Source organism: Pseudomonas sp. CAN1 (assembly GCF_030462585.1).
Classification (GTDB): Bacteria; Pseudomonadota; Gammaproteobacteria; order Pseudomonadales; family Pseudomonadaceae; genus Pseudomonas.
This window is the reverse complement of record NZ_JASMRU010000001.1, coordinates 436,323-462,235: the sequence shown is the minus strand read 5'-3', so window position 1 is coordinate 462,235 and position 25,913 is coordinate 436,323. Positions and strand designations below refer to the sequence as shown.

Here is a 25,913-nt window from a genome sequence, read left to right as displayed (position 1 = left end):
TGATATCACCGCGCCCAGGGTTCGGGCAGAATCCGCCGCCATGGAAGCATGCACTCAATCCCAACGCCCTCCCTCGGTCAGCGCCAGCCTGACCCAGGCCATCCTGCTGGCGGCCGTTCGCCTGGGCCTGTCCCGCGATGAACTGCTCGCTGCCAGCGGCATTCTGGAAACCCAGCTCAGCGATCCCGATGCGCGCGTCGACTTCGGTTGCCAGGAGCTGATCTGGCAGACCATCCAGTCGACGCTGTCAGCCGACGAGCCCGGCATCGCCCTGGGGCGCGCCTTGTCACCGGCATCGTTCAGCGCCCTGGGCTACCTGCTGCAGACCAGCACCACGCTGGGCGACGCGCTGGAATCGGCGCTGCGCTACCAGCGCCTGGTCGGCGAAGGCGGCCAGGTCGCCATCGAGGCTCAGGCCGAGATCGTCTGGGTGACCTACTGCCCACTCAACCCGGAACGCCCGGCTACCCGCGCCCGCGCCCTGGCCCTGCTGGGGTTCTGGGCGCGCCAGCTGAAGGCGCTGCTCAGTGGCCTGCAACTGGCCGGCTGCCGCTTCATGCACAGCCAGCCGGAGAGACTCGCCGACTACGAGACCGCCTTCGGCTGCCCGTTGCAGTTCGATGCCGCCAATTACGCGCTGGGATTGCCCAGGGAGCTGATCGACGCGCCCCTGCCCCAGGCCAACCCGCCCTTGCGCGACCTGTTGCGCCAGCACGCCGAAGGCCTGCTGGCGCGTCTGCCCAGCGCCAGCATCAGCGGCCGGGTGGTGGCGCTGCTTGGCGAACAGCTGTCCCGCGGCGAACCGGGCCGAGCCGCCCTGGCCAGCGAGCTGGGCCTGAGCGAACGCACCCTGCAACGCCGGCTGGCGGAGGAAGGCAGCAGTTATCAACAGCTGCTGGCCGATACCCGTCGGCAACTGGCGGAACGTTATCTGGGCGACGGCAACCTGCCGGCCACGGACATCGCCGCCCTGCTCGGCTACTCCGAACCCAGCGTGTTCTTCCGCGCCTTCCGTCACTGGACCGGGCTGACGCCGGGAGAATTCCGCCAGCGCAAACGACAAGCGGAGCAGTGATCAGAGACTGCTGGAAAGTCGCTCAGCAAAGGCTTTTCAACAGACTTATCTACAACTTGCCCACAGCTTTTCCGCTCAGCTTTGCGGCCCCCGCGCCTCCAGGTACGCCAGGAATGCCTCGCGGCTGGAGTAGCGCGGCTGGTAGCCGAACTCTTCCTTCAGCCGACGGTTATCCAGCACCGGCCGATAGCGCAGGTAGTCCACTTGCTCCGGTCCGAAGCGCGACAGCCCGAGTGGCTTGAGCAGCCCCAACCCCGCGCGCATCAGGCTTGCCGGCATTGGCCGGTAGGGTTTACCGAGCAGGCCGGCGATTTCCCGCAGCGATAGCGCGCCATCGCCGGCCAGGTTGTAGATGCCTTCGCTGCCACGTTCCAGCCCCTGGCGGATCACATTCACCACGTCCTGATCCCAGATGAACACGAAGCGGCTGCGATGCCCGAGCACCCCCATGAGGCTGGGGCGGGCGAAGAGTTCTGCCAGCGGGTTATGCACACGCCGGCCGAGGATGGTGCCGGGGCGCAGGATCAGTTGCTTGAGCTGTGGATAACGTTGCCGGGTACTGGCCAGCAGCTGCTCGATCTCCTGCCGGTGGTGGGCATGCAGCAGATCGGGGTTGCTGCGCAGCGGCTGGTTCTCGTCGATCCACTCGGCATTGTCGCGGTGAAAGCCGTAAGCCGTGCCCGAGCTGGTGACTATCAGTTGCTGGACGCCGTTTTCCTGGGCCGCCTCGATCAGCGTGCGGGTGCCACCGACTTCGATGGCGTGGCGCTTGTCGGCGGACATGCCGGGTGGCGGATTGACGATGGCTGCCAGGTGCACGATGGCATCCGGGCGATAGTTCTCCACGCAGGAGCGCGTCTGCGCACTTATCCCCAGGTCCAGCAGCACCGGCTCGATGTTCGGTCGCAGGCCCTGCGGGTTGAGGCGCCGGGTGTCGGCGGCAATCAGCGTCCAGTCCAGGTGCTGGATGGCCAGTTCGTTGAGCAGGCTCTGCCCGAGAAATCCAGCGGCGCCGGTGATCAGGACACGCATGTAGCCTCCAGATCGTTCCGCACAGAACGAACGACGGGTCCGGTAATCGAGGTGGGTAATCTGAGCGTAGTGCCGTGTCCTGAACCCCGACAGTGACCGAGCAGGCCAGTGGCCATGACCAAAGATGCCACCCGACAAAGGTTGAACGCGGTAGGTTCGTGCCGGTCAATCCGCTATCCTCACGGCTTTGCGTTCAGGCACACCGCTCATGCGTTGGTTGTTCGTCCCCCTGCTATCTCTCCTGCTCAGTGCCTGGTCCCACGCCGACCAGCGCCAGACGGTCGAGGCCTATCAGTTGGAGAACGGCATGGGCGTGCTGTTCAAGCCCACCCGCGAGAAAGGCCACGTATCGATCCGCCTGATCGTCGGCGTCGGCTTCAGCGATTTCGCCTGCCGCGAGCGCCAGTTGCCGCACCTCATGGAACACCTGTTCTTCAGCGGCCTGGACGGTGGCGATGAGGCGGACCTGGAAGCGCGCATGCAGGCCCTGGGCGGCCAGTGGAACGCCTATACCAGCGAGGGCGACACCGCCTTCGTGGTCGAATCCCCCGCCAGTACCCAGCGCCAGGTGCTCGACCTGCTGCTGGAAATCATCACCCGCACCCAGCTCGACACTCGCAAGATCGAATCCACCAAGCAGGTGCTGGTGCGCGAGGACGGCGGCCATTACTCACACCTGCAGCGCTGGCTAGATCACCAGAACGTCAGCCGCGCCGGCCAGGAGCAGCTGGCCGTCGAACTGGGGCTGGCCTGCGCCGAGCGCCCGCCTGTGGATAACCTCACCCAGGCCCAGCTGGAACAGCTGCGCAAGGACTGGTACGTGCCGAGCAACATGACCCTGATCATCGTCGGCGACCTCGACCCGCGCCTGCCGGTGTACCTGGGGCGTACCTATGGCGCGCTGGTCGACCACGACACGCCGGAGCGCCGCGACCTGCCGCAGATGAAGGGCCCGGCCGAGCGCCAGCGCAACCTCACCAGCGGCCTGTTCGGCGAAAGTGCCGTGCTGCACTGGATATTCCCCGAGCCGGAAGACGCTGACGGCGCCGCCCTCGACCTGCTCCAGGCCTACCTGAACGACGCGCTGTATACCGAGCTGCGGGTGCGCCGCGAACTCTCCTACGGGCCCTGGAGCGAACGCACCGCGTGGGCCAACCAGGGCTTCATGAGCCTCAACGCGGACGTCGAGCGTGAGGACCTGGGGATTACCCGGAAAGCCATGGGCGAGCTGGTGGAGAAGATCCGCCACGACGGCCTCGACCCGCAGCGCTTCGCCCGCATCCAGCGGGTGGCGCGGGCACAGCTGGCCTGGAGCACGCCGGGCAACTCGACGCTGGCGGACTACTACTGGGGAGCGTTGGCGGACTTCGACGACGGCAAGTTCCCCGACGAGGACAAGCGCCTGGCCAAGGTCAGCCTGAAGCAGGCCAACGAGGTGGCGCAGCAGGTATTCAAGGATGAAGGCTACCTGCGCATCGAGAAGCCGCTGCTGGACGACGACATGGTCTATCCGCTGGCAGCGCTGGGCGCGCTGCTGCTGGCGGCGTTGCTCGGGCTGGCGCTATGGCGCCGGCGGGGCTGAAACCCCGCCGGAGCGGCTGAGCCTCAGAGGGCGAGGCGGCGGATGACCTGGCAGGAATCGTCCGGGTCGACCTGGGCGCGGAAGCCCAGTTCACGGGCCATGTCGCGCATGTCGCGGTCCATGGACGAGTCGATCGAGTACATCTGGTGGAAACCGTTGCGCTTGGCCACGTCGATCAGGTGGCGCATCAGCGCGACGTCCAGGCCCAGCTGCTTGAACTCGTCGGCGATGGTCACCGCGCATTCGCACTGCTGGTTATCCACAGCCGCGTAACGGCTGATGCCGACTTCGCGCAATTCGCCGTCCACGTGGGTCAGGGCAATGAAGGCCATGGTGCTCTGGTAGTCCACGTCCATCAGCCGATCGAGCAGACGGTCGTCGATCTTCACTTCGCCGTGGAAGCGGAACTTGCGGGTCATGGGGGACAGGCGTTCGAGGAACAGCCGCTCGCGCTCACGATCTTCCGTGCGCAACGGGCGGATCAGCACATGGCTGCCGTCGTCGAGGGTTTCTATCCAGTGATCGGCGCCAACAGCCCCGAGGGCTGCGAGCTCGGCTGTGGTGGGGGTAATCATGACGCGTTCTCCGCTGGCGAAGAGGGATTGGGATGACCCTATCCTTCTCCCGCCGATGCCGGGCAGGCCTGACCTGGGTCAATGCCGCCCGGAACCCTGCTGGGGCAGAACGTCGCAGCCTGTCGCTTCAGGCGCCGCTGGCGAGCAACGCACCTTCACGCACACGTGCGCCCTTGCGGAACAGCACCAGGGTGGCGAGCAGACCGAGTACTGCGGCGCCGCTGAGCCAGATACCGGGAGCTGCCTTGTTGTCGAGCACATGGATCAGCCAGGTGCAGACCGCCGGGGTGAAGCCGCCGAAGGTCGCGGTGGCGAGGCTGTAGGCCAGGGAGAAGCCGGTGGTGCGCACATCCGCCGGCATCACCTCGGTCAGCGCCACAACCATCGCGCCGTTGTAGCTGCCATAGAGGAAGGACAGCCACAGCTCCACTTCCAGCAGGCGCGTGAAGCTCGGCTCGGCGACCAGCCAGGACAGCATCGGATAGGCCGTCGCCAGCGCCAGCACGGTAGACGCCAGCAGCAGCGGTTTGCGGCCGATGCAGTCGGACAGCGCGCCCATCACCGGCAGCCAGATGAAGTTGGAAAGGCCTACACACATGGTCACCAGCAGGCTCTCGAAGTCCGACAGGTGCAGTTCGTTCCTGCCGAAGGTCGGGGTGTAGGCGGTGATCAGGTAGAAGGACACGGTGGTCATCACCACCATGGCGGTACCGGCCAGCACCAGGCCGAAGTTCTGGCCGATGGAGCGCAGCACCTGGCTCAGGTTCGGCCGATGCTTGCGCTGCTGGAATTCGGGGGTCTCTTCCAGCGAGCGGCGGATGATGAACAGCGCCGGGACGATCAGGCAGCCGACGAAGAACGGTACGCGCCAGCCCCACTCGCCCATGTCCTGCGGGCTCAGCCAGTGGTTGAGGATCACCCCGAGCAGGCCGGCGAAGACCACCGCGACCTGCTGGCTGGCGGACTGCCAGCTGACGAAGAAGCCGCGCTTGCCGGGGGTGGCGATCTCGGCCAGGTAGACCGACACACCGCCCAGCTCGACACCGGCAGAGAAGCCCTGTAGCAGGCGGCCCAGCAGCACCAGCAGGGGCGCCGCGACGCCCAGGGTGGCGTAGCCGGGCACGAAGGCGATCAGCAGGGTGCCCATGGCCATCAGGCCGAGGGTGATGATCAGACCCTGACGACGGCCATGACGGTCGATATAGGCGCCCAGGAAGATGGCCCCCAGCGGGCGCATCAGGAAGCCGGCGCCGAAGGTGGCCAGGGACAGCATCAGGGAGGCGAAGGGGTCGTCTCCGGGGAAGAAGGTCTTGGCAATGGCAGTGGCGTAGAAGCCATACACCATGAAGTCGTACATCTCGAGGAAGTTGCCACTCACCACGCGGAAGACGGCTTTGGCTTTGGAATTGTTCGAGGCCATAAGAACATCACTCAGGGCTGATACACGGGAGATTTCCGCCGGGGGAAATCGACGGTCGCTCTGCGTGGCAGGCAGGCCTCGGCCAGGCGACTTATTTGTAACCCTATGTGTAAAGACGGTCGCTCGACAATCGAAAAATGCCCGAAAGGCGCTATTCAGATGGGTTTGAAAGCTTGGCGAAAGCTTCGCTACCGCTCGTCAGAAATGGCAATAGCTCAAACCACTTCTCACTCTTCATCAAATAAACAATTAACTCACAATAATTATTGATTAACTTAAAACAAAAAATCCTACAGATATATATGTAGGAAACTTTCGCCTATTGAGATATTTCGCAAGGAATTATCTCAAGCAATAATCTTATTTTTATATAAGAAATCTCCTCAATTAATAGTTAGCTTTTCCCACACAAAAGGGAGAACTAACTATGCGAATCCAATGGGGAATGCTGTGCCTGCTTGCCCTGGCCGGCTGCAACGGCTGGGTATCTCCAGAAACCAATGCAAATCTGACAAACCGATACTTCAGTGTCTTCTCCGGGCCACCGCTGCCGGGAATGATCGTTGCTTCGGCGGTTCAGTGGAATGCCGACTACGCCGTGACGGCCGCCCATACACCGTTCCTGCTCAATCGCGCCTATCGCTGCAGTACCGGCTGCGACCTGCTGTTCATCGCCCACCCGGCGAAGGGGCCGCTGCCGCAGTGGCGGGAATTCCGCTCCGGCGAATCGGTGACCGCCCTGGGCAGCAGCACCCTGCTGATTCCGATGAGCGCCCAAGGCCGGGTGTGGCCAGTGCCCTTCGTCAACGCCGGCAGTGGTAGCAACGAACGCTACGCCGTGCATGACGCGGCCATCGCCAAGGGCATGTCCGGCGGCCCGCTGCTGGCCGGAGACGGCAGCGTGCTGGGGATCAATATCGGCTACCTGCCCGGCTGGAGCCCGCCGAACAACCGACCGGAACTGGCCGGAATGTCACGCCTGAGCGTGTTCGTGCCCTACAGCGTGATCCAGCGTGAATGGCTGCTGTTCCAGGCCCAGGCGGCGCACAAGGCTGCCCAGGCCCACGGCGGCAATCTTCAGGCGAAGAACCAGTAGCAGACGCCGATGGACGCCAGCACCCCGGAAAGGTCAGCCAGCAACGCGCAGCCCACGGCGTGGCGGGCGCGCTGGATGCCAACGGCGCCGAAGTACACCGCCAGCACATAGAAGGTGGTCTCGGTGCTGCCCTGCACGGTGGCGGCTACCAGCGCCGGGAAGCTGTCCACGCCGTGGGACTGCATGGTCTCCAGCAGCATCGCCCGCGCCGCGCTGCCGGAGAACGGCTTGACCAGCGCGGTGGGCAGCGCGTCGACGAACCGGGTGTCCCAGCCGGCGCCCTCGACCAGCCAGCGAATGCCGTCCAGTGCCATTTCCAGCGCACCGGAGGCGCGCAGTACGCCGACCGCGCAGAGCATCGCCACCAGATAAGGAAGCAGACTCTTGGCGACGTCGAAGCCTTCCTTCGCCCCTTCGACGAAGGTTTCGTAGACCGGCACCTTCTTCAGCCAGCCGACGACGAGGAACAGCATGATGATGCCGAACAGCGTCAGGTTGCCGAGCAGCGAGGACAGTTGCGCCAGCGCCGTGGCGGACAGCCCCGCCAGCAGCGCCATGAAGGCGCCCAGCGCCAGCGCGCCGGGAATCAGGTAGGCCAGCACCACCGGGTCCCACAGGCGCAGGCGCTGCATCACCGCGACACTGAGCAGGCCCACCAGCGTGGAAGCGCTGGTGGCCAGCAGGATCGGCAGGAACACCAGGGTCGGGTCCACCGCGCCCTGCTGGGCGCGGTACATGAAGATGGTCACCGGCAGCAGGGTCAGCGACGAGGCGTTGAGCACCAGGAAGAGAATCTGCGCGTTGCTTGCCGTGGTGCTGCTGGGATTGAGCTCCTGCAGCGCCTTCATGGCCTTCAGGCCGATGGGCGTGGCGGCATTGTCCAGGCCCAGGCCGTTGGCGGCGAAGTTCAGGGTGATCAGGCCGATGGCCGGGTGGCCGGCCGGCACTTCCGGCATCAGCCGGCGGAACAGCGGGCCGAGCAGCACCGCGAGTTTCTCCACCAGGCCGGCTTTCTCGGCGATGCGCAGGAAGCCCAGCCACAGGGTCAGGGTACCGAACAGCAGCACCATGACTTCCACCGACAGCTTGGCCATGGCGAACAGGCTCTCGACCATGGCGGCGAACACGGTGGCTTCGCCACCCAGCAGCCAGCGGGAAAGCGCGGTGACCGCCGCGACGATGAAAAAGCCCAGCCACAGGCCGTTGAGCATGAAGTGTCCCCCTTGGAATGGCCCGGATGATAGCGGCACGAGCCCCTCCGGCGCCAGAAACGACAAGGCCCCGGACAGTGCCGGGGCCTTGTGGATAACCCTTGCTGGTCAGCGGGCGGCGGCGCTTTCCTTGCCGTCCGCGTTTTTCCCTTCGAGGAACGCCTCGACGCTGCCGTTGCGCATGGCTTCCCAGTAGCGGGCGCCCTTCTGCGCGTCGTACACGCCTTCCCACTTGGAGATCACCAGCACTGCCAGGGCATTGCCGATCACGTTCAGCGCGGTGCGCGCCATGTCCATGATGCGGTCGACGCCGGCGATGAAGGCCAGGCCTTCCAGGGGAATGCCCACGCTACCCAGGGTCGCCAGCAGCACCACGAAGGAAACGCCCGGCACGCCGGCGATGCCCTTGGAGGTGACCATCAGGGTCATCACCAGCATCAGCTGCTGGCCGATGGACAGGTCGATGCCATAGAGCTGGGCGATGAAGATTGCCGCGATGCTCTGGTACAGGGTCGAGCCATCAAGGTTGAACGAGTAGCCGGTGGGCACCACGAAGCTGGCAACAGCCTTCGGCGCGCCGTAGGCCTCCATCTTCTCGATGATGCGCGGCAGCACGGTCTCGGAACTGGCAGTGGAATAGGCCAGCACCAGCTCATCCTTGAAGATGCGCATCAGCTTGAGGATGGAGAAGCCGAACAGGCGTGCGGCCAGGCCCAGCACCATGAAGGCGAAGAAGGCGATGGCGAAGTACACCAGCACGACCAGCTTGGCCAGCGGCAGCAGCGAGGCGAAGCCGAAGTTGGCGACCGTCACCGCGATCAGCGCGAACACGCCGATGGGGGCGTAGCGCATGATCATGTGGGTGACGCGGAACATGGCCTCAGCCACGCCCTGGAACATCTTCACCAGCGGCTCGCGGGTCTGCGCCGGCAGCGACGACAGCCCGAGGCCGAACATCACCGAGAAGAAGATGATCGGCAACATCTCGCCGCGGGCCATGGCCGCGAAGATGTTCGACGGGATCAGGTTGAGGATGGTCTCGATGAACGCGTGGTGGTGTTCGACTTCCTTGGCGGTCTGCGCGTACTGGGAGATATCCACAGTGCCCAGGGTGCTCATGTCGATGCCGGCGCCGGGCTGGAAGACATTTGCCAGCAGCAGGCCGACCACGATGGCGACGGTGGTGATGATTTCGAAATAGATGATGGTCTTCAGACCGATGCGGCCGAGCTTCTTCGCATCCCCCATGCCGGCGATGCCGACGATGAGCGAGGAGATGACGATCGGGACCACGATCATCTTGATCAGGCGGATGAAGATGTCACCCGCTGGCTGGAGGATGTTGCTGATCCACCAGGCCTTTTCCGCGCTGAAGTGATTGAGCGCGGCGCCCAGTGCAATTCCGAGTACCAGGCCGATGAGGATCTGCCAGGCGAGGCTGAGCTTGGCTTTGCCCATAGTGAGTCACCCTTGATTCTTGTGGAAGTCGGGGTTCCGCCCACCTTCGGGGTGCCGAGGGCGGGCGAAAAAAGGGGCGCATGATTGGGGCCCACCCTTTCTTCGTCTAATGCCGGAGACGCCTACCCTATGCACAATCGGCATAGCAAAAGGCATCTGAAACCTTGGTTCCAGGTCCGAAGACCCTTGATTTTCTGCATGACACAGGTTCCTCAACGCCTGTCACGCAGCGCTCTGCAAAGCCGTCTAGGCTTGCTGCAATTCGGCCATCAATGGCCCGGTTTGATCGGACAAGCTGGCGGCAACCTCTGGGTCGCGGCTTCTTGTTACCGGATGTACGGTCGCCCGCTGAGGGGGGATCGTTGGGGATGGCCGGGGGCGAGCGAAGAGCCCTTCGGCGGCAAGGCTGGCAGAGACGCTGGCGCTGTGGATAAACCGCCGGGTTCTGCTCTTCATTGTTGCGGTACTGCTGGGGATAAATCAGCCGACGACAATCGGCGGGCCATTGTAAGGCGTTTCCCCGACACTCCGAATTGACTGAAAGCAATGAACTTCGAGCGGCTTCGAGCGAGCGTGCGATTACCCTGCCGCCGCCGCTGCGACAGCCGGGTAAACGAGTTGTGCCCTGTGGTGAATGCTCAATGCGGTGACACTGACTGGAAAAGGACGCTCTATGACGCGACGCTACGTAGTACCCACCCTGATCTTTGCCGGCGCCCTGGCGCTGGCCGGCTGCTCCAGCCAGAAACCGGACGCCTCGCAGTACTCCGGCTTCCTCGGCGACTACTCGCAACTCAAGCCCGCCACATCGCCCAGCGGCCAGCCGGTGCTGCGCTGGGTCGACCCGAACCTGAAGCTGGCCAACTACAGCTCGGTACTGGTCGAGCGGCCGGTGTATTACCCGCCGCCCAAACCCAACGAGAACATCGACCAGAAGACCCTCAACGAGATCCCCGATTACCTCAAGCAGCAGGTCGAGCTGCAGCTGGGCAATCGCTACCGCATCGTCCAGCAGGCTGACCGCGACACCCTGGTGCTGCGCACCGCGATCACCGGGGTGAACATCTCCACCGAGGGTCTGAAGGCCTACGAGGTGATTCCGGTAGCGCTGGTGGTGGCGGCCACGACCACGGCAATCGGCACCCGCGATCAGGACACCGAGGTCTACGTGGAATTCGAGGCGCTGGATGGTGCGACCAGCAAACCGGTCGCCAAGGTGGTGCGCAAGGGCGCGGGCAAGACGCTGGAGAACACCAGCACCCACCTGACCCTCAACGACCTGAAGCCGGTGCTCGATGGCTGGGCGCGTGACGCGGCCAACTTCAAGCCCTGATCGCCAGCCTTGTTAGCGGCACCCGCCTGACGGCAGTGCGCTGACAGCGGCTGGAGAAGATGAGCGCTCCGGAGCCGGCGCGGAATCCCGCGCCGGTTCCGCAGGCTTTTGCCTGACCCGGCCCGCTGCTGCGGAGGTACCCCTTGTACCCCTGGGTCATTCAGGACATGCCGCATCCCGAACATCCCGGCCCCCTGGTCCTGCGTACGCCTTGGCGGCTACGCGAATCTCTGAATCTGAAACTGACTGGCTCAATACCAGTTCGGATCGCTCTTGAGCTGGTCATCGAGGATCCGCTTCACCGAATCGTCCGGATCGCCCAGCCAGCGGAAGCTGGCGTGCTTGCTGGGTGACTTGTCCGCCGGCAGGTTCTCGGGAACCTGCACGTACAGCGCGTAGGCCTTGTCCTTGTCCCAGGTAAAGGCCACGTACAGCCGATGGGCACTGCAGTTGTGCGGCTCGCACAACTCGCCTACCAGATACTTGTCGCCCTGCTCGTCGACCGCCTGCATCGGCGTCGCGGTGCCGCTGAGGTTCATGACCCAATCCGGCAGGCGGCTTTCATCCTTGACCACCGATTGCCAGGTATCGCGGTACTGCGCGTCGCTGGCGATCAGCTCGTTGAGGCGGTACTGCGCGTCCTTGTCCGCCTCGGCGGCCAGGGCCTGAGCCCCGGCGCCGATGAGCAGGAATGACAGCAGCAGGTTGCGGGTGAAACTCATCGTTGCGCTCCTTGTTCAACGTCAGCCTGTTCGATGGGCGTTCACCCTCGGCGACGTCCCATGAAGAACGACACGATGAACAGCACCAGGAAGATCACGAACAGGATCTTGGCAATACTGGTGGCCGCGCCGGCGATGCCGCCGAAGCCCAGTACGGCGGCAATGATGGCGATGATCAGGAATGTCAGTGCCCAGCTAAGCATGGGAAATCTCCTCTTCTCGTTGTCTGTACGGCGCCAGCTCCTGGCGCCTTTTCCGAGGGCTCGCAAGGCTACCTTCGGAAGGCTTGTCCGCCCGGGCGCTACCGGGCACTGCGGACCTATCGGGCGGGCCGGCGGCCCGCCGGCGATTCAGAACACCCAGCCGCCCTGAGTCCGCGCCATCGGCTGGACCTCTACCTGGGCCTGGGTCTGAGTCTGTGCCTGCGGAGCCGGCAGCACGCGGGCCTGGCTCTGGGCGGGCTGTGGATAACGCGAAGCTTCGCGGTACAGGCCCGGCGCGCTGGCGGCGCTCGGCACATAAGCCTGTACGGCAGTGGAAACCTGGGCAGCCTGGGAAACCTGCATCTGCAGCAGGACCTGGTTGATCAGCAACAGCAGCAGGGCGCCGGCGAAGAAGACCCGGCTCCATACATCGATACGCACGACTCGCACCTGGGTGTTCCCCTGGGTGTTGATACCGCTGTTCATTGCGCTGTCCATTTCTGCTCTCCTGCCCGTCGCCGGTGTCTCTGTCGAACCTTGGGTCCTGCTTCCATCGAGGACCTGGCCCGTGCCGTCGCGGGTGGTTTGTTGACTGGCTTTGCCTAAGAGATTGCAGGGCCCATGCCAGACTTTGTATTTCTATTTTCTCCTTATAAATCAATCAGTTGAATATAGTACCAAGGTCCCTGTTCGCCGCATCCTGCACGATGGGCCGGGAGAGGTCGTGCGTTTTGCAATCCCGGCGAAAGGCGCGTCCCTGCGCCCCTGTGAACCACGTCACTTCAGCGAATGCTTCAGCTCGCTCATCTGGTCATGACAGGCGCGCACCTTGGGCAGTTCTGCGCGCAGCAGTGCCTGGGTCTCGGGCGTGCCCTTTTCCATGGCGTCCTCGAAGGCATGGAGGATGCGGTCCTCGGTCTCCTCCAGCTGCGCCACATAGGTGGCGCCTTCGTCGTGGGCCATGCTGGCGCGGGTATCGGCATACACCTGGCGCAGCTTGCCGAGCAGCGTGCCGCCCGTGGCGGGGTCGTCATGGTTGGCGGCCACCTTGCCGGCCAGGGCGTTGATCACGTCGGTCTTGGCCTGGGCCATGGACTGGAACAGCTGCTGCAGACGTGGGTCCTTCACTTCATGAATGGCGTGCTGGTAGAAACGCTCGCCGTCGCGGGTGATCTCGATGAGTTCGTTGAGCTGGCTGGTCGTACGATTCATGACAGGATCTCCTGTTGCGAAGGGTGGAAGAGCTCGGCGGCCTGTCCGGCCACCTTCAACGCAGCGGCGTCCACCTCACGCACACCACGGGTCTTGCGCGCCGCGTCGATCAGTTGCTGGCGCTCATCCGCCGTCGGCACCTGACCACTGAGCGTGACCACTCCATCGCGGGTGGAAACGCCAATGGACAGGCCCTGCAGCGCGTGTTCGGCAAGAATGCCGGCCTTGATCTGGCTGGTGATCCAGGCATCGCTGACCGCGGCCTGGGCGTCGCCCACGGACTTCTCCAGCTTCTGCGTCGAAGCCGCATCAGGGTCGACTTTCAGGCGGTTATCCACAGAGGCGACGCCCTCGGTCTGCGCCGCCAGGTGCGCGGCGTCCTGGCTGATTTCCTCGCTGGCCGCAGTGCCTTCGAGGGTGACGGCGCCAGAACGGCTGGTGACCTTGATATCCAGGCCGGCACCGCGTTTTTCCAGCAGCAGCTTGGATTTCACCTTCGCCGCCAGGGTGGCGTCGTCCCACTGCTGCACCACGCCCTCACTCTGCGTCTTGGGTGCCTCGCCGTTCTGCGCGGATGCCAGGGATGCGTCCACCGCCAACTGGTTGTCCACGGCGTTGATGCCTTCGACGCTGCCGGCAATCTGCCCGGCCAGGGCCTTCTGCTCGTCGCTGGCGACAGCGCCGGTCAGCTGTGCGCGGCCGCTTTCCACGTCGACCTTGATCGCGTAGGGCTTGAGTTCGCGGTTGAGGTTGATGGCCGTCCAGATCGAACCTTCCTGGCGGGCTTCGGCCAGTTGCGCCGACAGGCCGGCGTCGGCAGCGTGGCTGGCCAGCGGCTGCAGGGCGAGCAGCGCGGAACCCAGCGCCAGGGCAAGGATCTTCGGGTTAGGCATGGCAGTCTCCGTTCAACGATGTTCCTTTCTTGGAACCGCAAGCGGCGTGCCAGTGCCCTTCAAGAAACAAATCCTTATATTTCAGGTAGTTGAACGGCCAGATGAGCCACGGACTGTGCACCCTGCCCGAAGCGTCAGAAAGATTCTTGCAACTTGCACGAATAATCCTGGACTAAGGAAAATCCTTACTTCACAACAACGATATTCAACAACGAGGAATCCCCTGAATGGACGCAACGCCTGAACAGCAGGGCCGCATCCTTCTGGTCGACGACGAGTCCGCCATCCTGCGCTCCTTCCGCTATTGCCTGGAGGACGAGGGCTACAGCGTGGCGACCGCCAACAGCGCGCAGCAGGCCGAGAACCTCTTGCAGCGCCAGGTATTCGACCTGTGCTTCCTCGACCTGCGCCTGGGCGAAGACAATGGCCTCGACGTGCTGGCGCAGATGCGCGTGCAGGCACCGTGGATGCGGGTGGTGATAGTCACCGCACACTCGGCCGTGGACACCGCCGTGGACGCCATGCAGGCCGGGGCGGCCGACTATCTGGTGAAGCCCTGCAGCCCCGACCAGCTGCGCCTGGCCGCTGCCAAGCAGCTGGAGGTGCGCCAGCTGACCGCGCGCATCGAGGCGCTGGAAGGCGAGATGCGCAAGCAGGGCGACGTGCTCGAATCCCACAGCCCGGCCATGGCCGCCGTGCTGGAAACCGCCCGCCAGGTGGCCGCCACCGACGCCAACATCCTCATCCTCGGCGAATCCGGCTCGGGCAAGGGCGAGCTGGCGCGGGCTATCCACAGTTGGAGCAAGCGGGCGAAGAAGTCCTGCGTGACCATCAACTGTCCTTCGCTGTCTGCCGAACTGATGGAAAGCGAGCTATTCGGCCATAGCCGCGGGGCCTTCACCGGCGCCACCGAAAATACCCTCGGGCGGATCAGCCAGGCTGACGGCGGCACGCTGTTCCTCGACGAGATCGGCGATTTTCCCCTCATATTGCAACCCAAGTTGCTGCGGTTCATCCAGGACAAGGAATACGAGCGCATCGGTGACCCGGTCACCCGCAACGCTGACGTGCGTATCCTCGCAGCCACCAACCGCGACCTCGCCGGCATGGTCGCCCAGGGCACCTTCCGCGAAGACCTGCTGTATCGCCTGAATGTCATCGTGCTCAATCTGCCGCCGCTGCGCGAACGCGCCGAGGACATCATCGGCCTGGCCGAGCGTTTCCTCGCCCGCTTCGTCAAGGACTACGGCCGCCCGGCCCGCGGCTTCACCGAAGAAGCCCGCGCGCTGCTGCGCCGCTACAACTGGCCGGGCAACGTCCGCGAACTGCGCAACGTAATCGAACGCGCAAGCATCATCTGCAATAACGACCTTATCTGTATCGAACAACTGGCCATCGGCGAGCAGACCACCAATACCGCACCGCGCATCGGCGAAGCCATGAGCCTGGAGGAGCTGGAGAAAGCCCACATCGCCGCCGTGATGGCCTCCAGCACCACGCTCGACCAGGCGGCCAAGACCCTGGGGATCGACGCTTCCACCCTCTATCGCAAGCGCAAGCAGTACAGCCTGTGAATCTGCCAATTCCGATGACGCTGCGCACGAGGCTGTTCCTCAGCATCTCGGCGCTGATCACGGTAGCCCTGCTGGGTCTGCTGCTCGGCCTGTTCAGCATGATGCTGAGTGGCCGCGAGCAGGCCCGGCTGATCCAGCACAATTTCCAGACCATCGAGGTCAGCCAGCGCCTGCGCCAGGCACTGGGCGACGAACTGGTCCAGGCCCTCAGCGCCCGGCCCAGCCCGGAGCTGCTGCAGCTGGCGCGCACACACTTCGCCCAGGCCCTGGACCGCGGCAACGAGCTGGCGCGCAACGTCGAAGAGCGCCAAGTCATGGTGGAGATCGCCAACGCCCACAAGCTCTTCGTCGACGCCATCGACAGCCCCGGCCCCGGCCGCCCGGAACTGCTGGCAGACAGCGACCTCAGCCGCAGCCTCGACGTGCTGCGCAACCGGTTGTTGGCGCTGCATCAGCAGGCGATGGAGAACATCGGCATCGAGGAGCAGAGCGCCCGCAGCCGCACATTGTTGGTCAGTGGCCTGCTCGGCCTGATCGGCATCGCCATCCTGGTGGTCGGTTTCATCACCGCGCACAGCATCGCGCGGCGCTTCGGCGCTCCCATCGAGACGCTGGCCAAGGCGGCGGACAAGATCGGCCAGGGCGATTTCGACGTCACCCTTCCGGTTTCCGGCGTCGCCGAGATGAGTTCCCTGAGCCGTCGCTTCGGCCTGATGGCAGAGGCGCTACGGCTGTACCGGGCAAGCAACACCGAAGCCCTCGGTTCCGGCCGTAAACGCCTGCTGGCGGTGCTCGACAGCATCGACGACGGCCTGGTGATCCTCGACCGCCACGGGCGCATCGAGCACGCCAATCCGGTCGCCACGCGCCAGCTGTTTTCCCAGAGCGATCCCCAGGGGCAGGAGCTGGGCACGCTGCTCCACAACCCCGCGCTGACCCAGGCGACGCAACGCGTCCTGAGCGGCAATCTGCTGGAAGAAACCCCGCAGGACCTGGTGGTCGAAGTGGGCGGCGAGAGCCGCCTGCTGACCTGGGGCATGTCGCCGGTCAGCCACGACGACGGGCGCAACATCGGCGCTGTGATGGTGGTGCGCGATGTCACCGAGCAGCGCGCCTTCGAGCGCGTGCGTAATGATTTCGTCCTGCGCGCGTCCCATGAGTTGCGCACGCCGATGACTGGCATGCACATGGCCTTTGGTCTGCTGGCAGAGCGCCTGAAGTTCGCCGAGGACTCCCGCGAGCGCGACCTGGTGCGCACCGTGGATGAGGAGATGCACCGCCTGGTGCGGCTGATAAACGACCTGCTGAACTTCTCCCGCTACCAGAGCGGCACGCAGAAGCTGGAACTGCAGCTGTGCGACATACCCGAACTGCTCGGCCAGGCCAGCCAGCGCTTCACCGGGCAGGCCCGGGAGAAAGGCGTGGAGCTGGACCTGGAGATCGCCGACGGCCTGCCGCACATCAACATCGACCGCCTGCAGATCGAGCGCGTGCTGGACAACCTGATCGGCAACGCGCTGCGCCACACGCCCGAGGGCGGGACCATCCGCTTGCAGGCGCGCTGCCAGGAAGAGCGGGTAGCCATCGCTGTGGAGGACAGCGGCGACGGCATTCCGCTCAGCCAGCAGGGGCGCATCTTCGAACCCTTCGTGCAGGTGGGGCGCAAGAAAGGCGGTGTCGGGCTCGGGCTGGCGCTGTGCCGGGAGATCGTCCAGCTGCACGGCGGGCGCATCGCCCTGCGTTCGCAGCAGGGCAAGGGCTCGCGCTTCTACCTGCTGCTGCCGGTTTAAGAGGTCGGGACCGCCAGCAGCAGCGCCGCGGTTTCCAGGTCCGGCTCGCCGTCGAAGCGGTCCGGGCGGAAACGCATCTGGAAGGCCGCGATCACATTGCGGGTTTCCTCATCCATCAACCCATTGAGCGGCACCGCATAGCCATGGCGCGCCAGCTGCTGCTGGAACCAGCCCGGCGCGGGCAGCTGGCCGTTCAGCTCGGCCAGGCGGCGCGCCAGCTCGCCCGGCTTGGGCCAGGGAATCAGGCCGGCATCGGCGAGCTTCTTCCAGGGGAACAGCGGGCCCGGATCGACCTTGCGCTGCGGGGCGATGTCGCTGTGGCCGAGGATGTGCTCCGGGGTGATGCCCTGGCGCTGGGTGATGTCCTTTAGCAAGGCGATCAGTGCATCGATCTGCGCGTCCGGATAGGGATACCAGATCTTGCCGCTGGGGGTATCGCGGTAGCCGGGGTTCACCAGTTCGATGCCGATCGACGTGGAGTTCAGCCAGGTGCGCCCCTGCCATTCGCTGGCGCCGGCGTGCCAGGCGCGGCGGTTCTCGTCCACCAGCTGGTAGATGGTCGCCGGGTTGTCGCCGATCAGGTAGTGCGCGCTCACCTCGCCGTGGGTCAGCAGCGCCAGCGAGCGCTGCAGGTTGGCGGAGGTGTAGTGGACGATCACATACTGGATGCGGCTGTCCTGGTTCTTCGACACGTGCTCGCGGTCGATCTGCAGGCCCTTGTCGGCGCAGCCGGCGAGCAGTGTGGTGAGGAGCGCGAAGGTCAGGACACGCAGGGTCATGGCGGTTCTCAAGAGAGCGTCAGGCAGCGATGTGCAGGAAGCTGCGCACGTTCTGCAGGAGCATGTTCACGCTGAGCATGATCAGCAGCATGCCGGCCAGGCGTTCCACCGCCATCAGCCCGCGCGGGCCGAGGAAGCGCTGGAGGAAGGCCGCCTGCAGCAGGATGAAGGCAGTCGCACCCCAGGCCAGGATCACCGCGAGGTACAACTCCCACAACGGACCAGTGTAGGTGCTGCGCAGGGTAATCAGCATCGCCAGTGCGGAAGGCCCCGCTACGGCAGGCGTGGCCAGCGGCACGAACAGCGGCTCATTGTCCGGCATGTCGCCCAGCACGCCCTGGGGTGTGGGGAAGATCAGGCGCATGGCGACCACGAAGAGGATGATGCCGCCGGCGATACCGGTTGCCTCCTTGGTCAGGCCCAACCCGGTGAGGATGTGCTCGCCGAGGGTGAGGAACAGCAGCAGCAGGCCGAGGGCGAACAGCAGTTCGCGCAGCGCCACTTTCAGACGGCGTTCGGCGGGGACCGACTTGAGGGCGGCGAGGAACACCGCGATGTTGCCGAACGGGTCGGTGATCAGAAAGATCAGGATGGCGACGCCAAGCATGACCGGGAAACTCCAGCGGTGGCCGGCCGCTGCGCGGCGCGCAACGACCTGTGAACATGGCCTGTGAATAAGCAGAAAGCAGATCGCCCTGTGGATAAACACTTACCCATAGGGCGATCCGTTATATATCAGGACTTCTTGATCTTTTCCGGGCGCTTCCAGCCTTCGATCACCCGTTGCTTGGCACGGCCGACGCCAAGGGTGCCCGCAGGCACCTCGGCGGTGATGGTGGAACCCGCGCCAGTCGTGGCGCCGGAACCGATATCCACAGGCGCGACCAGGGAGTTGTTGGAGCCGATGAAGACGTCCTCGCCGATGCTGGTGCGCCACTTGTTGGCACCATCGTAGTTGCAGGTGATGGTGCCAGCGCCGATGTTGCTGCGTGCACCGACTTCGCTGTCACCCAGGTAGGTCAGGTGGCCGACCTTCACGCCGTCCTGCAGGTGGGCGTTCTTCAGCTCGACGAAGTTACCCACATGCACCTTGCGCTCGAGCACGCTGCCCGGACGCAGGCGAGCGAATGGACCTACGTCACTGTCGGGGCCGACGTGGGCGCCTTCCAGGTGCGAGTTGGCCTTGATGATGGCGCCGCGGCGCAGGGTGCTGTCCTTGATGTAGCAGTTCGGGCCGATCTGCACGTCGTCCTCGATTTCCACCTGGCCTTCGAGGATCACGTTGATGTCGATGCTGACATCGCGGCCGACGCTGACTTCACCGCGCACGTCGAAGCGCGCCGGGTCGATCAGGGTCACGCCCTGGGCCATCAGGCGGCGGCCGACGCGGAGCTGGAAGAAGCGCTCCAGCTCGGAGAGCTGCTGGCGGTCGTTGGCGCCCTGGGTCTCCATCGCCACCTGCGGCTGAGCAGTGGCCACGCGCAGGCCGTCGGACACCGCCATGGCGATGACGTCGGTGAGGTAGTACTCGCCCTGGGCGTTGGAATTGGACAGGCGCGACAGCCAGCCGAGCAGGCGCTCGCGCGGCGCGGCGAGGATGCCGGTGTTGCCTTCGCGGATGGTGCGCTGCTCGGCAGAAGCATCCTTCTGCTCAACGATGGCCTGCACCTCACCGGCGGCGTCACGGATGATGCGGCCATAGCCGGTCGGGTCGTCCAGCTCGACGGTGAGCAGCGCCAGCTGCTGCGGCGTGGCCTGGGCCATCAGGCGCTCCAGGGTCGGCTGCTCGATCAGCGGTACGTCGCCGTAGAGGATCAGCACATTCTCGGCGCTGAGGAACGGAGCAGCCTGCGCCACCGCATGGCCGGTACCCAGTTGCTGTTCCTGGATCACGAAATTCAGGTCATCCGCCTGCAGGCGCTCGCGCACCAGGTCGGCACCGTGGCCAATCACCACGTGGATGCGCGACGGGCCGAGACCGCGGGCGGTGTCGATCACATGGGCGAGCATCGGTTTGCCGGCAACCGGATGCAGGACTTTCGGCAGGGCCGAGCGCATGCGGGTGCCCTGGCCAGCGGCGAGGATGACGATTTCGAGAGACATGGGTGAGGGACCGTCCTGGTGAGCGGGGAAACCCCGGATGTAGAAAAAGAAAAAGGGTAGCCAAGGCTACCCTTTTCCCATTTGTCGCTGAAGTCCCTGGGGACTCCGCGGCTTAGCCGCCGTACTTCTTGCGAACCTGCTGGACCGTGCGCAGTTGCGCTGCGGCTTCGGCCAGGCGGGCTGCGGCGGAGCTGTAGTCGAACTCTGCACCTTTACCTTGCAGAGCCTTCTCAGCTTCCTTCAGTGCGGTCTGGGCAGCCGCTTCGTCGAGGTCACCTGCGCGAATCACGGTGTCGGCGAGAACCTTGACCATGCTCGGCTGTACTTCGAGGAAGCCACCGGAGATGTAGTACACCTCCTGTTCGCCACCCTGCTTCACCAGGCGGATCGGACCCGGCTTGAGCTCGGTGATCAGCGGCGCGTGGCCCGGAGCGATACCCAGATCGCCCAGGGAGCCGTGCGCTACGACCAGCTCGACCAGACCGGAGAAGATCTCCGCTTCGGCGCTGACGATGTCGCAGTGGACAGTAATAGCCATACCCTTGCCTCACGTAAGCGCCCGTTGCCGGGCGCACGGATTACAGCTTCTTCGCTTTCTCGATGGCTTCTTCGATGCCGCCGACCATGTAGAACGCCTGCTCGGGCAGGTGGTCGTAGTCGCCGTTGAGGATGCCTTTGAAGCCAGCGATGGTGTCCTTCAGGGAGACGTATTTGCCCGGCGAGCCGGTGAATACTTCAGCCACGAAGAACGGCTGGGACAGGAAGCGCTGGATCTTACGAGCACGGGCCACCAGCAGCTTGTCGGACTCGGACAGTTCGTCCATGCCCAGAATCGCGATGATGTCCTTCAGCTCCTTGTAGCGCTGCAGAACGTACTGCACGCCACGAGCGGTGTCGTAGTGATCCTGGCCGATGACCAGCGGGTCCAGCTGACGGGAAGTCGAGTCCAGCGGATCAACTGCCGGGTAGATACCCAGCGAGGCGATGTCGCGGGACAGTACGACGGTGGCGTCCAGGTGGGCGAAGGTGGTCGCCGGGCTCGGGTCGGTCAGGTCGTCCGCGGGAACGTAGACGGCCTGGATCGAGGTGATCGAGCCTTTCTTGGTGGAGGTGATGCGCTCCTGCAGAACGCCCATCTCTTCGGCCAGGGTCGGCTGGTAACCTACTGCGGAAGGCATACGGCCCAGCAGTGCGGATACTTCGGTACCGGCGAGGGTGTAACGGTAGATGTTGTCGATGAACAGCAGTACGTCACGGCCTTCGTCACGGAACTTCTCGGCCATGGTCAGGCCGGTCAGTGCAACGCGCAGACGGTTGCCCGGCGGCTCGTTCATCTGGCCGTAAACCAGGGCTACCTTGTCCAGTACGCCGGAATCCTTCATCTCGTGGTAGAAGTCGTTACCCTCACGAGTACGCTCACCCACACCAGCGAACACAGAGTAACCGCTGTGCTCCATGGCGATGTTACGGATCAGTTCCATCATGTTTACGGTCTTGCCTACACCGGCACCACCGAACAGACCGACTTTACCGCCCTTGGCGAACGGGCAGACCAGGTCGATAACCTTGATGCCGGTTTCGAGCAGGTCGTTGCCGCCAGCCTGGTCAGCGTAGGACGGAGCGTCGCGGTGAATACCCCAGCGCTCTTCTTCGCCGATGGGACCGGCTTCGTCGATCGGGTTGCCCAGCACGTCCATGATACGGCCCAGGGTCTTGGTGCCGACCGGGACGGAGATGGCTGCGCCGGTGCTTTCCACGTTCAGGCCACGCTTGAGGCCTTCGGTGGAACCCATCGCAATGGAACGAACCACGCCGTCGCCCAGCTGCTGCTGAACTTCCAGGGTGGTTTCGACGCCCTGAACCTTCAGGGCCTCGTAGATGCTCGGCACGGCATCGCGCGGGAATTCCACGTCGATCACGGCGCCGATGATTTGAACAATACGTCCGCTACTCATGTCTGGTTCCTCTGAATTTTGAACCTGTTCTTACACCGCGGCAGCGCCGCCGACGATTTCCGAGATTTCCTGGGTGATCGCCGCCTGACGTGCCTTGTTGTAGATCAGTTGCAGACCACTGATCAGATCACCGGCGTTGTCGGTAGCGTTCTTCATTGCAATCATCCGGGCCGCCTGTTCACAGGCGTTGTTCTCAACCACGGCCTGGTACACCTGGGATTCCACGTAGCGCACCAGCAGGCCATCGAGGAGGGCCTTGGCGTCGGGTTCGTAGAGGTAGTCCCAGTGGTGCTTCAGCTCGGCATTGTCCTCGGCCACCAGCGGAATCAGCTGTTCCACGGTCGGCTTCTGGGTCATGGTGTTGACGAACTTGTTGGAAACCACGTACAGGCGATCGATACGACCATCCAGGTAGGCATCCAGCATGACCTTGACGCTGCCGATCAGATCATTGATCGACGGCTCTTCGCCCAGGTGGCTGATAGCCGCAACCACGTTGCCGCCATAGCTCTTGAAGAAGGATGCACCCTTGGAGCCGATCACGCAGAGGTCGATTTCTGCGTTGCGATCGCGCTGCCCGCTCATGTCCTTGACCAGAGCCTTGAACAGGTTGATGTTCAGGCCGCCAGCCAGACCACGGTCGGAGCTCACCACGATGTAGCCGACGCGCTTGACTTCACGCTCGACCATGAACGGGTGACGGTATTCCGGATTGGCGTTGGCCAGATGGCCGATCACCTGGCGAATGCGCTCCGCGTAGGGACGGCCGGCCGCCATGCGCATTTGTGCCTTGCGCATCTTGCTCACCGCCACCTTTTCCATGGCATTGGTGATTTTTTGCGTGCTTTTGATGCTCGCAATCTTGCTGCGAATCTCTTTTGCGCCTGCCATTTCACACCTATCGGGTTAGCAGGCGGGGGCCGTCAACGACCCCCGCTGCGGCTTACCAGGTTTGGGTGGCCTTGAACTTCTCGATGCCGGCCTTGATGCCTGCGTCGATTTCGTCGTTGAAGTCACCCTTCTCGTTGATCTTCGCCAGCAGAGCGGCGTTCTCACGTTGGAAGTAGGCGATCAGCGCTTGTTCGAAGGCGCCCACCTTGGCGATCTCGACGTCCTGCAGGAAGCCACGCTCGGCGGCATACAGGGACAGCGACATCTCGGCGATGGACATCGGCGCGTATTGCTTCTGCTTCATCAGCTCGGTAACGCGCTGACCATGTTCCAGCTGCTTGCGGGTCGCGTCGTCCAGGTCCGAGGCGAACTGGGCGAAGGCCGCCAGTTCACGGTACTGGGCCAGCGCGGTACGGATACCGCCGGACAGCTTCTTGATGATCTTGGTCTGGGCCGCGCCACCAACACGGGATACCGAGATACCGGCGTTGACGGCCGGACGGATACCCGAGTTGAACATGGCCGATTCCAGGAAGATCTGACCGTCGGTGATCGAGATCACGTTGGTCGGAACGAAGGCGGAAACGTCGCCAGCCTGGGTTTCGATGATCGGCAGGGCGGTCAGGGAACCGGTCTTGCCTTTCACTTCGCCGTTGGTGAACTTCTCTACGTACTCTTCGGAAACGCGGGAAGCGCGCTCCAGCAGACGGCTGTGGAGATAGAACACGTCGCCCGGATAAGCTTCGCGGCCCGGCGGACGGCGCAGCAGCAGGGAGATCTGGCGATAGGCTACGGCCTGCTTGGACAGGTCGTCGTACACGATCAGGGCGTCTTCACCGCGGTCGCGGAAGTATTCGCCCATGGTGCAGCCGGAGTACGGAGCCAGGTATTGCAGAGCAGCGGATTCGGAAGCGCTGGCAACCACCACGATGGTGTTGGCCAGGGCGCCGTTTTCTTCCAGCTTGCGAACAACGTTGGCGATGGTCGATTGCTTCTGACCAATGGCGACGTAGACGCAACGGATGCCGCTGTTCTTCTGGTTGATGATGGCGTCGATGGCCAGAGCGGTTTTACCGATCTGACGGTCACCGATGACCAGCTCGCGCTGACCACGGCCAACCGGGATCATGGCGTCGACCGACTTGTAACCGGTCTGTACCGGCTGGTCTACCGACTTACGCCAGATCACGCCCGGTGCCACTTTCTCGACGGCGTCGGTCAGCTTGGCATCGATCGGGCCTTTGCCATCGATCGGGTTACCCAGGGCGTCGACAACGCGACCCAGCAGTTCCGGACCAACCGGTACTTCCAGGATGCGGCCGGTGCACTTGGCATTCATGCCTTCTTTGAGGTCCTGGTATTCACCCAGTACCACAGCACCAACGGAGTCTTGCTCCAGGTTCAGCGCCATACCGTAGACGCCGCCCGGGAATTCGATCATCTCGCCGTACATGACGTCGGCCAGACCGAAGATGCGCACGATGCCATCGGAAACACTGACGATGGTGCCTTCGTTGCGCGCTTGCGAGGCGACGTCGAGTTTCTCGATGCGCCCCTTGATGATTTCACTAATTTCGGAAGGATTGAGTTGCTGCATGCCGCTGCCCCTTCAAACTCAAGATTTCAACGCTTCGGCCAGTTTCGCGATTTTGCCGCGCACCGAGCCATCGATTACCAAGTCGCCGGCGCGAATGACCACGCCGCCGATCAAGCTCGCGTCTTCCGACGCATGAAGTCGCACTTCGCGACTGAGCCGGGCGCTGAGGGCCTTGGCGAGTTTGTCCTGCTGTTCCTGGTCCAGGGCGAAGGCACTGGTGACCTCGACCTCGACCAGTTTTTCCTGCTCGGCCTTGAGTTGCTCGAACATCACGAAGATGGTCGGCAGCAGGTCGAGCCGCTTGTTTTCAGCCACAGTCCGGACGAAGTTCTGGGCCGGAGCATTGAGCTTGTCGCCACACACGTCGATCAGCGCGTCAGCCTTGGCTGCCGCGGTCAGCTGGGGCTCCTTGAGCAGCTGGCGCACGGTGTCGTCCCGCGACACTGCAGCCAGCACACCCAGAGCAGCGGACCAGTCGGCCAGTTGCTGATGAGCCTGGGCGTACTCGAAAGCCGCCTTCGCGTATGGACGAGCCAATGTGGTCAGTTCTGCCATATCGCCCTCTGCTTAGATCTCGGCGGCCAGTTGATCAACCAGCTGCTTTTGCGCGTTGGCATCGATCGAAGCACCCAGGATCTTCTCGGCGCCGGAGACAGCCAGGGCACCCACTTGGGCACGCAGGGCGTCTTTGACGCTGTTGAGTTCCTGTTCGATCTGGGCCTTGGCCTGAGCGATCATGCGATCACCTTCGGCACGGGCCTGATCACGGGCTTCGTCAACGATCTGGTTAGCGCTCTTCTTCGCCTGCTCGATGATTTCGGCTGCCTGAGCCTTGGCTTCGCGCAGTTGCTGACCCGCTTTCTCGTGAGCCAGTTCCAGGTCACGAGCCGCGCGGTTGGCAGCGTCCAGGCCGTCGGCGATCTTCTTCTGACGCTCTTGCAGAGCCGCAATGACCGGAGGCCATACGAACTTCATGCAGAACAGGACGAAGATGGCGAACGCGATGGCCTGGCCGATCAGAGTTGCATTAATGTTCACGCCAATACCTCGCTCGTTCGTTGTTCAGTCACAGATTTCCGCTGTTCGGAAATTAGTGGGCAACCTGAGCAATGAACGGGTTAGCGAAGGTGAAGAACAGAGCGATACCAACGCCGATCATGGTTACGGCGTCGAGCAGACCGGCAACGATGAACATTTTGACCTGCAGCATCGGAACCATTTCCGGCTGACGCGCAGCGCCTTCCAGGAACTTGCCGCCCAGCAGGCCGAAGCCGATGGCGGTACCCAGAGCGCCCAGACCGATCAGCAGAGCAACGGCGATAGCAGTGAGTCCAACTACAGTTTCCATTTTTCCTCCCGACTTTTTTGTCGTGTTGGTTAAAGGTGAAGCAAGTTAAGGTGGTGAAGCTCTT

Annotated in this window: 26 protein-coding genes; 6 read left to right on the top strand and 20 right to left on the bottom strand. The window is 63.7% G+C overall.

Going from position 1 to position 25,913, the window contains the following annotated elements; all coding sequences use genetic code 11:
• Positions 1-40 precede the first annotated feature (40 nt).
• Positions 41-1,075, top strand: coding sequence for an AraC family transcriptional regulator (locus QO207_RS02190; protein WP_301479133.1), 1,035 nt, complete (start codon positions 41-43; stop codon positions 1,073-1,075).
• A gap of 75 nt (positions 1,076-1,150) precedes the next feature.
• On the opposite strand, the gene QO207_RS02185 is transcribed toward QO207_RS02190, so the two are convergent.
• Positions 1,151-2,107: an NAD-dependent epimerase/dehydratase family protein gene (locus tag QO207_RS02185; RefSeq protein ID WP_301479131.1), complete on the bottom strand. Its 957-nt coding sequence runs from the start codon at positions 2,105-2,107 to the stop codon at positions 1,151-1,153.
• Positions 2,108-2,315: 208 nt separating this feature from the next.
• Here QO207_RS02185 and QO207_RS02180 point away from each other — a divergent pair, with 208 nt between their 5' ends.
• Positions 2,316-3,689 (top strand): pitrilysin family protein, encoded by a 1,374-nt coding sequence (locus tag QO207_RS02180; protein ID WP_301479129.1) that lies wholly within the window; start codon positions 2,316-2,318, stop codon positions 3,687-3,689.
• A 23-nt stretch (positions 3,690-3,712) separates the two neighbouring features.
• On the opposite strand, the gene QO207_RS02175 is transcribed toward QO207_RS02180, so the two are convergent.
• Positions 3,713-4,264: a GNAT family N-acetyltransferase gene (locus tag QO207_RS02175; protein WP_301479128.1), complete on the bottom strand. Its 552-nt coding sequence runs from the start codon at positions 4,262-4,264 to the stop codon at positions 3,713-3,715.
• A 127-nt stretch (positions 4,265-4,391) separates the two neighbouring features.
• Positions 4,392-5,684 (bottom strand): MFS transporter, encoded by a 1,293-nt coding sequence (locus QO207_RS02170; RefSeq protein WP_301479126.1) that lies wholly within the window; start codon positions 5,682-5,684, stop codon positions 4,392-4,394.
• 556 nt (positions 5,685-6,240) lie between these two features.
• Between QO207_RS02170 and QO207_RS02165 the strand changes: the two genes are divergently transcribed.
• Positions 6,241-6,780: a S1C family serine protease gene (locus tag QO207_RS02165; RefSeq protein ID WP_301479124.1), complete on the top strand. Its 540-nt coding sequence runs from the start codon at positions 6,241-6,243 to the stop codon at positions 6,778-6,780.
• Here the strand turns inward: QO207_RS02165 and QO207_RS02160 are convergent.
• On the bottom strand, positions 6,762-7,991 hold the full coding sequence (locus tag QO207_RS02160; RefSeq protein WP_301479122.1) for a nucleoside recognition domain-containing protein: 1,230 nt from the start codon (positions 7,989-7,991) through the stop codon (positions 6,762-6,764). The two genes, QO207_RS02165 and QO207_RS02160, sit on opposite strands and share 19 nt — an antisense overlap.
• A 108-nt stretch (positions 7,992-8,099) precedes the next feature.
• Positions 8,100-9,449, bottom strand: a complete 1,350-nt coding sequence (gltP, locus tag QO207_RS02155) for a glutamate/aspartate:proton symporter GltP (protein ID WP_301479120.1) — start codon at positions 9,447-9,449, stop codon at positions 8,100-8,102.
• Between the two features lie 673 nt (positions 9,450-10,122).
• Between gltP and QO207_RS02150 the strand changes: the two genes are divergently transcribed.
• Positions 10,123-10,782 carry a DUF3313 domain-containing protein gene (locus QO207_RS02150; protein WP_301479119.1) on the top strand — a complete coding sequence of 220 codons (660 nt, stop codon included), beginning with the start codon at positions 10,123-10,125 and terminating at the stop codon, positions 10,780-10,782.
• 251 nt (positions 10,783-11,033) lie between these two features.
• Here the strand turns inward: QO207_RS02150 and QO207_RS02145 are convergent, their stop codons facing one another.
• The 5 genes from QO207_RS02145 to QO207_RS02125 all read right to left on the bottom strand — a co-directional run bounded on the left by QO207_RS02145 (position 11,034) and on the right by QO207_RS02125 (position 13,812).
• A complete protein-coding gene (locus QO207_RS02145) occupies positions 11,034-11,504 on the bottom strand; it encodes an inhibitor of vertebrate lysozyme family protein (protein WP_301479117.1) in 471 nt (156 codons plus the stop codon).
• Positions 11,505-11,545: 41 nt separating this feature from the next.
• A complete protein-coding gene (locus QO207_RS02140; RefSeq protein WP_017518828.1) occupies positions 11,546-11,707 on the bottom strand; it encodes a DUF1328 domain-containing protein in 162 nt (53 codons plus the stop codon).
• A 147-nt stretch (positions 11,708-11,854) separates the two neighbouring features.
• Positions 11,855-12,205: a hypothetical protein gene (locus tag QO207_RS02135; RefSeq protein WP_301479114.1), complete on the bottom strand. Its 351-nt coding sequence runs from the start codon at positions 12,203-12,205 to the stop codon at positions 11,855-11,857.
• 279 nt (positions 12,206-12,484) lie between these two features.
• Entirely contained in the window at positions 12,485-12,919 is a 435-nt protein-coding gene (locus tag QO207_RS02130; protein ID WP_301479111.1) for a PA2169 family four-helix-bundle protein, read from the bottom strand.
• Positions 12,916-13,812: a BON domain-containing protein gene (locus tag QO207_RS02125; RefSeq protein WP_301479107.1), complete on the bottom strand. Its 897-nt coding sequence runs from the start codon at positions 13,810-13,812 to the stop codon at positions 12,916-12,918. The genes QO207_RS02130 and QO207_RS02125 overlap by 4 nt, the downstream gene beginning before the upstream one ends.
• Before the next feature lie 227 nt (positions 13,813-14,039).
• Here QO207_RS02125 and algB point away from each other — a divergent pair, with 227 nt between their 5' ends.
• Complete coding sequence (gene algB, locus QO207_RS02120; protein ID WP_301479105.1) at positions 14,040-15,386, top strand: sigma-54-dependent response regulator transcription factor AlgB; 1,347 nt, start codon at positions 14,040-14,042, stop codon at positions 15,384-15,386.
• On the top strand, positions 15,383-17,176 hold the full coding sequence (locus QO207_RS02115; RefSeq protein ID WP_301479103.1) for an ATP-binding protein: 1,794 nt from the start codon (positions 15,383-15,385) through the stop codon (positions 17,174-17,176). The genes algB and QO207_RS02115 overlap by 4 nt, the downstream gene beginning before the upstream one ends.
• Here the strand turns inward: QO207_RS02115 and QO207_RS02110 are convergent.
• The 10 genes from QO207_RS02110 to atpE all read right to left on the bottom strand — a co-directional run bounded on the left by QO207_RS02110 (position 17,173) and on the right by atpE (position 25,849).
• On the bottom strand, positions 17,173-17,955 hold the full coding sequence (locus QO207_RS02110; protein ID WP_301479102.1) for an N-acetylmuramoyl-L-alanine amidase: 783 nt from the start codon (positions 17,953-17,955) through the stop codon (positions 17,173-17,175). The genes QO207_RS02115 and QO207_RS02110 overlap by 4 nt on opposite strands.
• Before the next feature lie 19 nt (positions 17,956-17,974).
• Positions 17,975-18,562, bottom strand: a complete 588-nt coding sequence (locus tag QO207_RS02105; protein ID WP_301479100.1) for a MarC family protein — start codon at positions 18,560-18,562, stop codon at positions 17,975-17,977.
• A 128-nt stretch (positions 18,563-18,690) separates the two neighbouring features.
• On the bottom strand, positions 18,691-20,058 hold the full coding sequence (gene glmU / locus QO207_RS02100; protein WP_301479098.1) for a bifunctional UDP-N-acetylglucosamine diphosphorylase/glucosamine-1-phosphate N-acetyltransferase GlmU: 1,368 nt from the start codon (positions 20,056-20,058) through the stop codon (positions 18,691-18,693).
• Between the two features lie 112 nt (positions 20,059-20,170).
• A complete protein-coding gene (locus tag QO207_RS02095; protein WP_045213789.1) occupies positions 20,171-20,596 on the bottom strand; it encodes a F0F1 ATP synthase subunit epsilon in 426 nt (141 codons plus the stop codon).
• Between the two features lie 40 nt (positions 20,597-20,636).
• The gene (atpD, locus tag QO207_RS02090; RefSeq protein ID WP_045213787.1) at positions 20,637-22,013 is read right to left on the bottom strand and encodes a F0F1 ATP synthase subunit beta; all 1,377 of its coding nucleotides are present in this window, start codon (positions 22,011-22,013) and stop codon (positions 20,637-20,639) included.
• A gap of 30 nt (positions 22,014-22,043) precedes the next feature.
• On the bottom strand, positions 22,044-22,904 hold the full coding sequence (gene atpG / locus QO207_RS02085; RefSeq protein ID WP_301479097.1) for a F0F1 ATP synthase subunit gamma: 861 nt from the start codon (positions 22,902-22,904) through the stop codon (positions 22,044-22,046).
• 52 nt (positions 22,905-22,956) lie between these two features.
• Positions 22,957-24,501 carry a F0F1 ATP synthase subunit alpha gene (atpA, locus tag QO207_RS02080; RefSeq protein ID WP_184586046.1) on the bottom strand — a complete coding sequence of 515 codons (1,545 nt, stop codon included), beginning with the start codon at positions 24,499-24,501 and terminating at the stop codon, positions 22,957-22,959.
• Positions 24,502-24,519: 18 nt separating this feature from the next.
• Positions 24,520-25,056 carry a F0F1 ATP synthase subunit delta gene (locus QO207_RS02075; RefSeq protein ID WP_017518841.1) on the bottom strand — a complete coding sequence of 179 codons (537 nt, stop codon included), beginning with the start codon at positions 25,054-25,056 and terminating at the stop codon, positions 24,520-24,522.
• Positions 25,057-25,068: 12 nt separating this feature from the next.
• Entirely contained in the window at positions 25,069-25,539 is a 471-nt protein-coding gene (locus tag QO207_RS02070; protein ID WP_253441636.1) for a F0F1 ATP synthase subunit B, read from the bottom strand.
• A gap of 52 nt (positions 25,540-25,591) precedes the next feature.
• Positions 25,592-25,849 carry a F0F1 ATP synthase subunit C gene (atpE, locus tag QO207_RS02065; RefSeq protein ID WP_043256731.1) on the bottom strand — a complete coding sequence of 86 codons (258 nt, stop codon included), beginning with the start codon at positions 25,847-25,849 and terminating at the stop codon, positions 25,592-25,594.
• Positions 25,850-25,913 lie beyond the last annotated feature (64 nt).

Coding starts and splice junctions, on each gene's coding strand:
- QO207_RS02170 (WP_301479126.1), bottom strand. CDS start 5,684: ATGGCCTCGAACAATTCCAAAGCCAAAGCCGTCTTCCGCGTGGTGAGT.
- QO207_RS02175 (WP_301479128.1), bottom strand. CDS start 4,264: ATGATTACCCCCACCACAGCCGAGCTCGCAGCCCTCGGGGCTGTTGGC.
- QO207_RS02125 (WP_301479107.1), bottom strand. CDS start 13,812: ATGCCTAACCCGAAGATCCTTGCCCTGGCGCTGGGTTCCGCGCTGCTC.
- QO207_RS02095 (WP_045213789.1), bottom strand. CDS start 20,596: ATGGCTATTACTGTCCACTGCGACATCGTCAGCGCCGAAGCGGAGATC.
- atpE (WP_043256731.1), bottom strand. CDS start 25,849: ATGGAAACTGTAGTTGGACTCACTGCTATCGCCGTTGCTCTGCTGATC.
- QO207_RS02150 (WP_301479119.1), top strand. CDS start 10,123: ATGACGCGACGCTACGTAGTACCCACCCTGATCTTTGCCGGCGCCCTG.
- algB (WP_301479105.1), top strand. CDS start 14,040: ATGGACGCAACGCCTGAACAGCAGGGCCGCATCCTTCTGGTCGACGAC.
- glmU (WP_301479098.1), bottom strand. CDS start 20,058: ATGTCTCTCGAAATCGTCATCCTCGCCGCTGGCCAGGGCACCCGCATG.
- QO207_RS02185 (WP_301479131.1), bottom strand. CDS start 2,107: ATGCGTGTCCTGATCACCGGCGCCGCTGGATTTCTCGGGCAGAGCCTG.
- gltP (WP_301479120.1), bottom strand. CDS start 9,449: ATGGGCAAAGCCAAGCTCAGCCTCGCCTGGCAGATCCTCATCGGCCTG.
- QO207_RS02165 (WP_301479124.1), top strand. CDS start 6,241: ATGATCGTTGCTTCGGCGGTTCAGTGGAATGCCGACTACGCCGTGACG.
- QO207_RS02190 (WP_301479133.1), top strand. CDS start 41: ATGGAAGCATGCACTCAATCCCAACGCCCTCCCTCGGTCAGCGCCAGC.
- QO207_RS02180 (WP_301479129.1), top strand. CDS start 2,316: ATGCGTTGGTTGTTCGTCCCCCTGCTATCTCTCCTGCTCAGTGCCTGG.
- atpD (WP_045213787.1), bottom strand. CDS start 22,013: ATGAGTAGCGGACGTATTGTTCAAATCATCGGCGCCGTGATCGACGTG.
- QO207_RS02105 (WP_301479100.1), bottom strand. CDS start 18,562: ATGCTTGGCGTCGCCATCCTGATCTTTCTGATCACCGACCCGTTCGGC.
- QO207_RS02140 (WP_017518828.1), bottom strand. CDS start 11,707: ATGCTTAGCTGGGCACTGACATTCCTGATCATCGCCATCATTGCCGCC.
- atpG (WP_301479097.1), bottom strand. CDS start 22,904: ATGGCAGGCGCAAAAGAGATTCGCAGCAAGATTGCGAGCATCAAAAGC.
- atpA (WP_184586046.1), bottom strand. CDS start 24,501: ATGCAGCAACTCAATCCTTCCGAAATTAGTGAAATCATCAAGGGGCGC.
- QO207_RS02110 (WP_301479102.1), bottom strand. CDS start 17,955: ATGACCCTGCGTGTCCTGACCTTCGCGCTCCTCACCACACTGCTCGCC.
- QO207_RS02145 (WP_301479117.1), bottom strand. CDS start 11,504: ATGAGTTTCACCCGCAACCTGCTGCTGTCATTCCTGCTCATCGGCGCC.
- QO207_RS02130 (WP_301479111.1), bottom strand. CDS start 12,919: ATGAATCGTACGACCAGCCAGCTCAACGAACTCATCGAGATCACCCGC.
- QO207_RS02075 (WP_017518841.1), bottom strand. CDS start 25,056: ATGGCAGAACTGACCACATTGGCTCGTCCATACGCGAAGGCGGCTTTC.
- QO207_RS02135 (WP_301479114.1), bottom strand. CDS start 12,205: ATGGACAGCGCAATGAACAGCGGTATCAACACCCAGGGGAACACCCAG.
- QO207_RS02160 (WP_301479122.1), bottom strand. CDS start 7,991: ATGCTCAACGGCCTGTGGCTGGGCTTTTTCATCGTCGCGGCGGTCACC.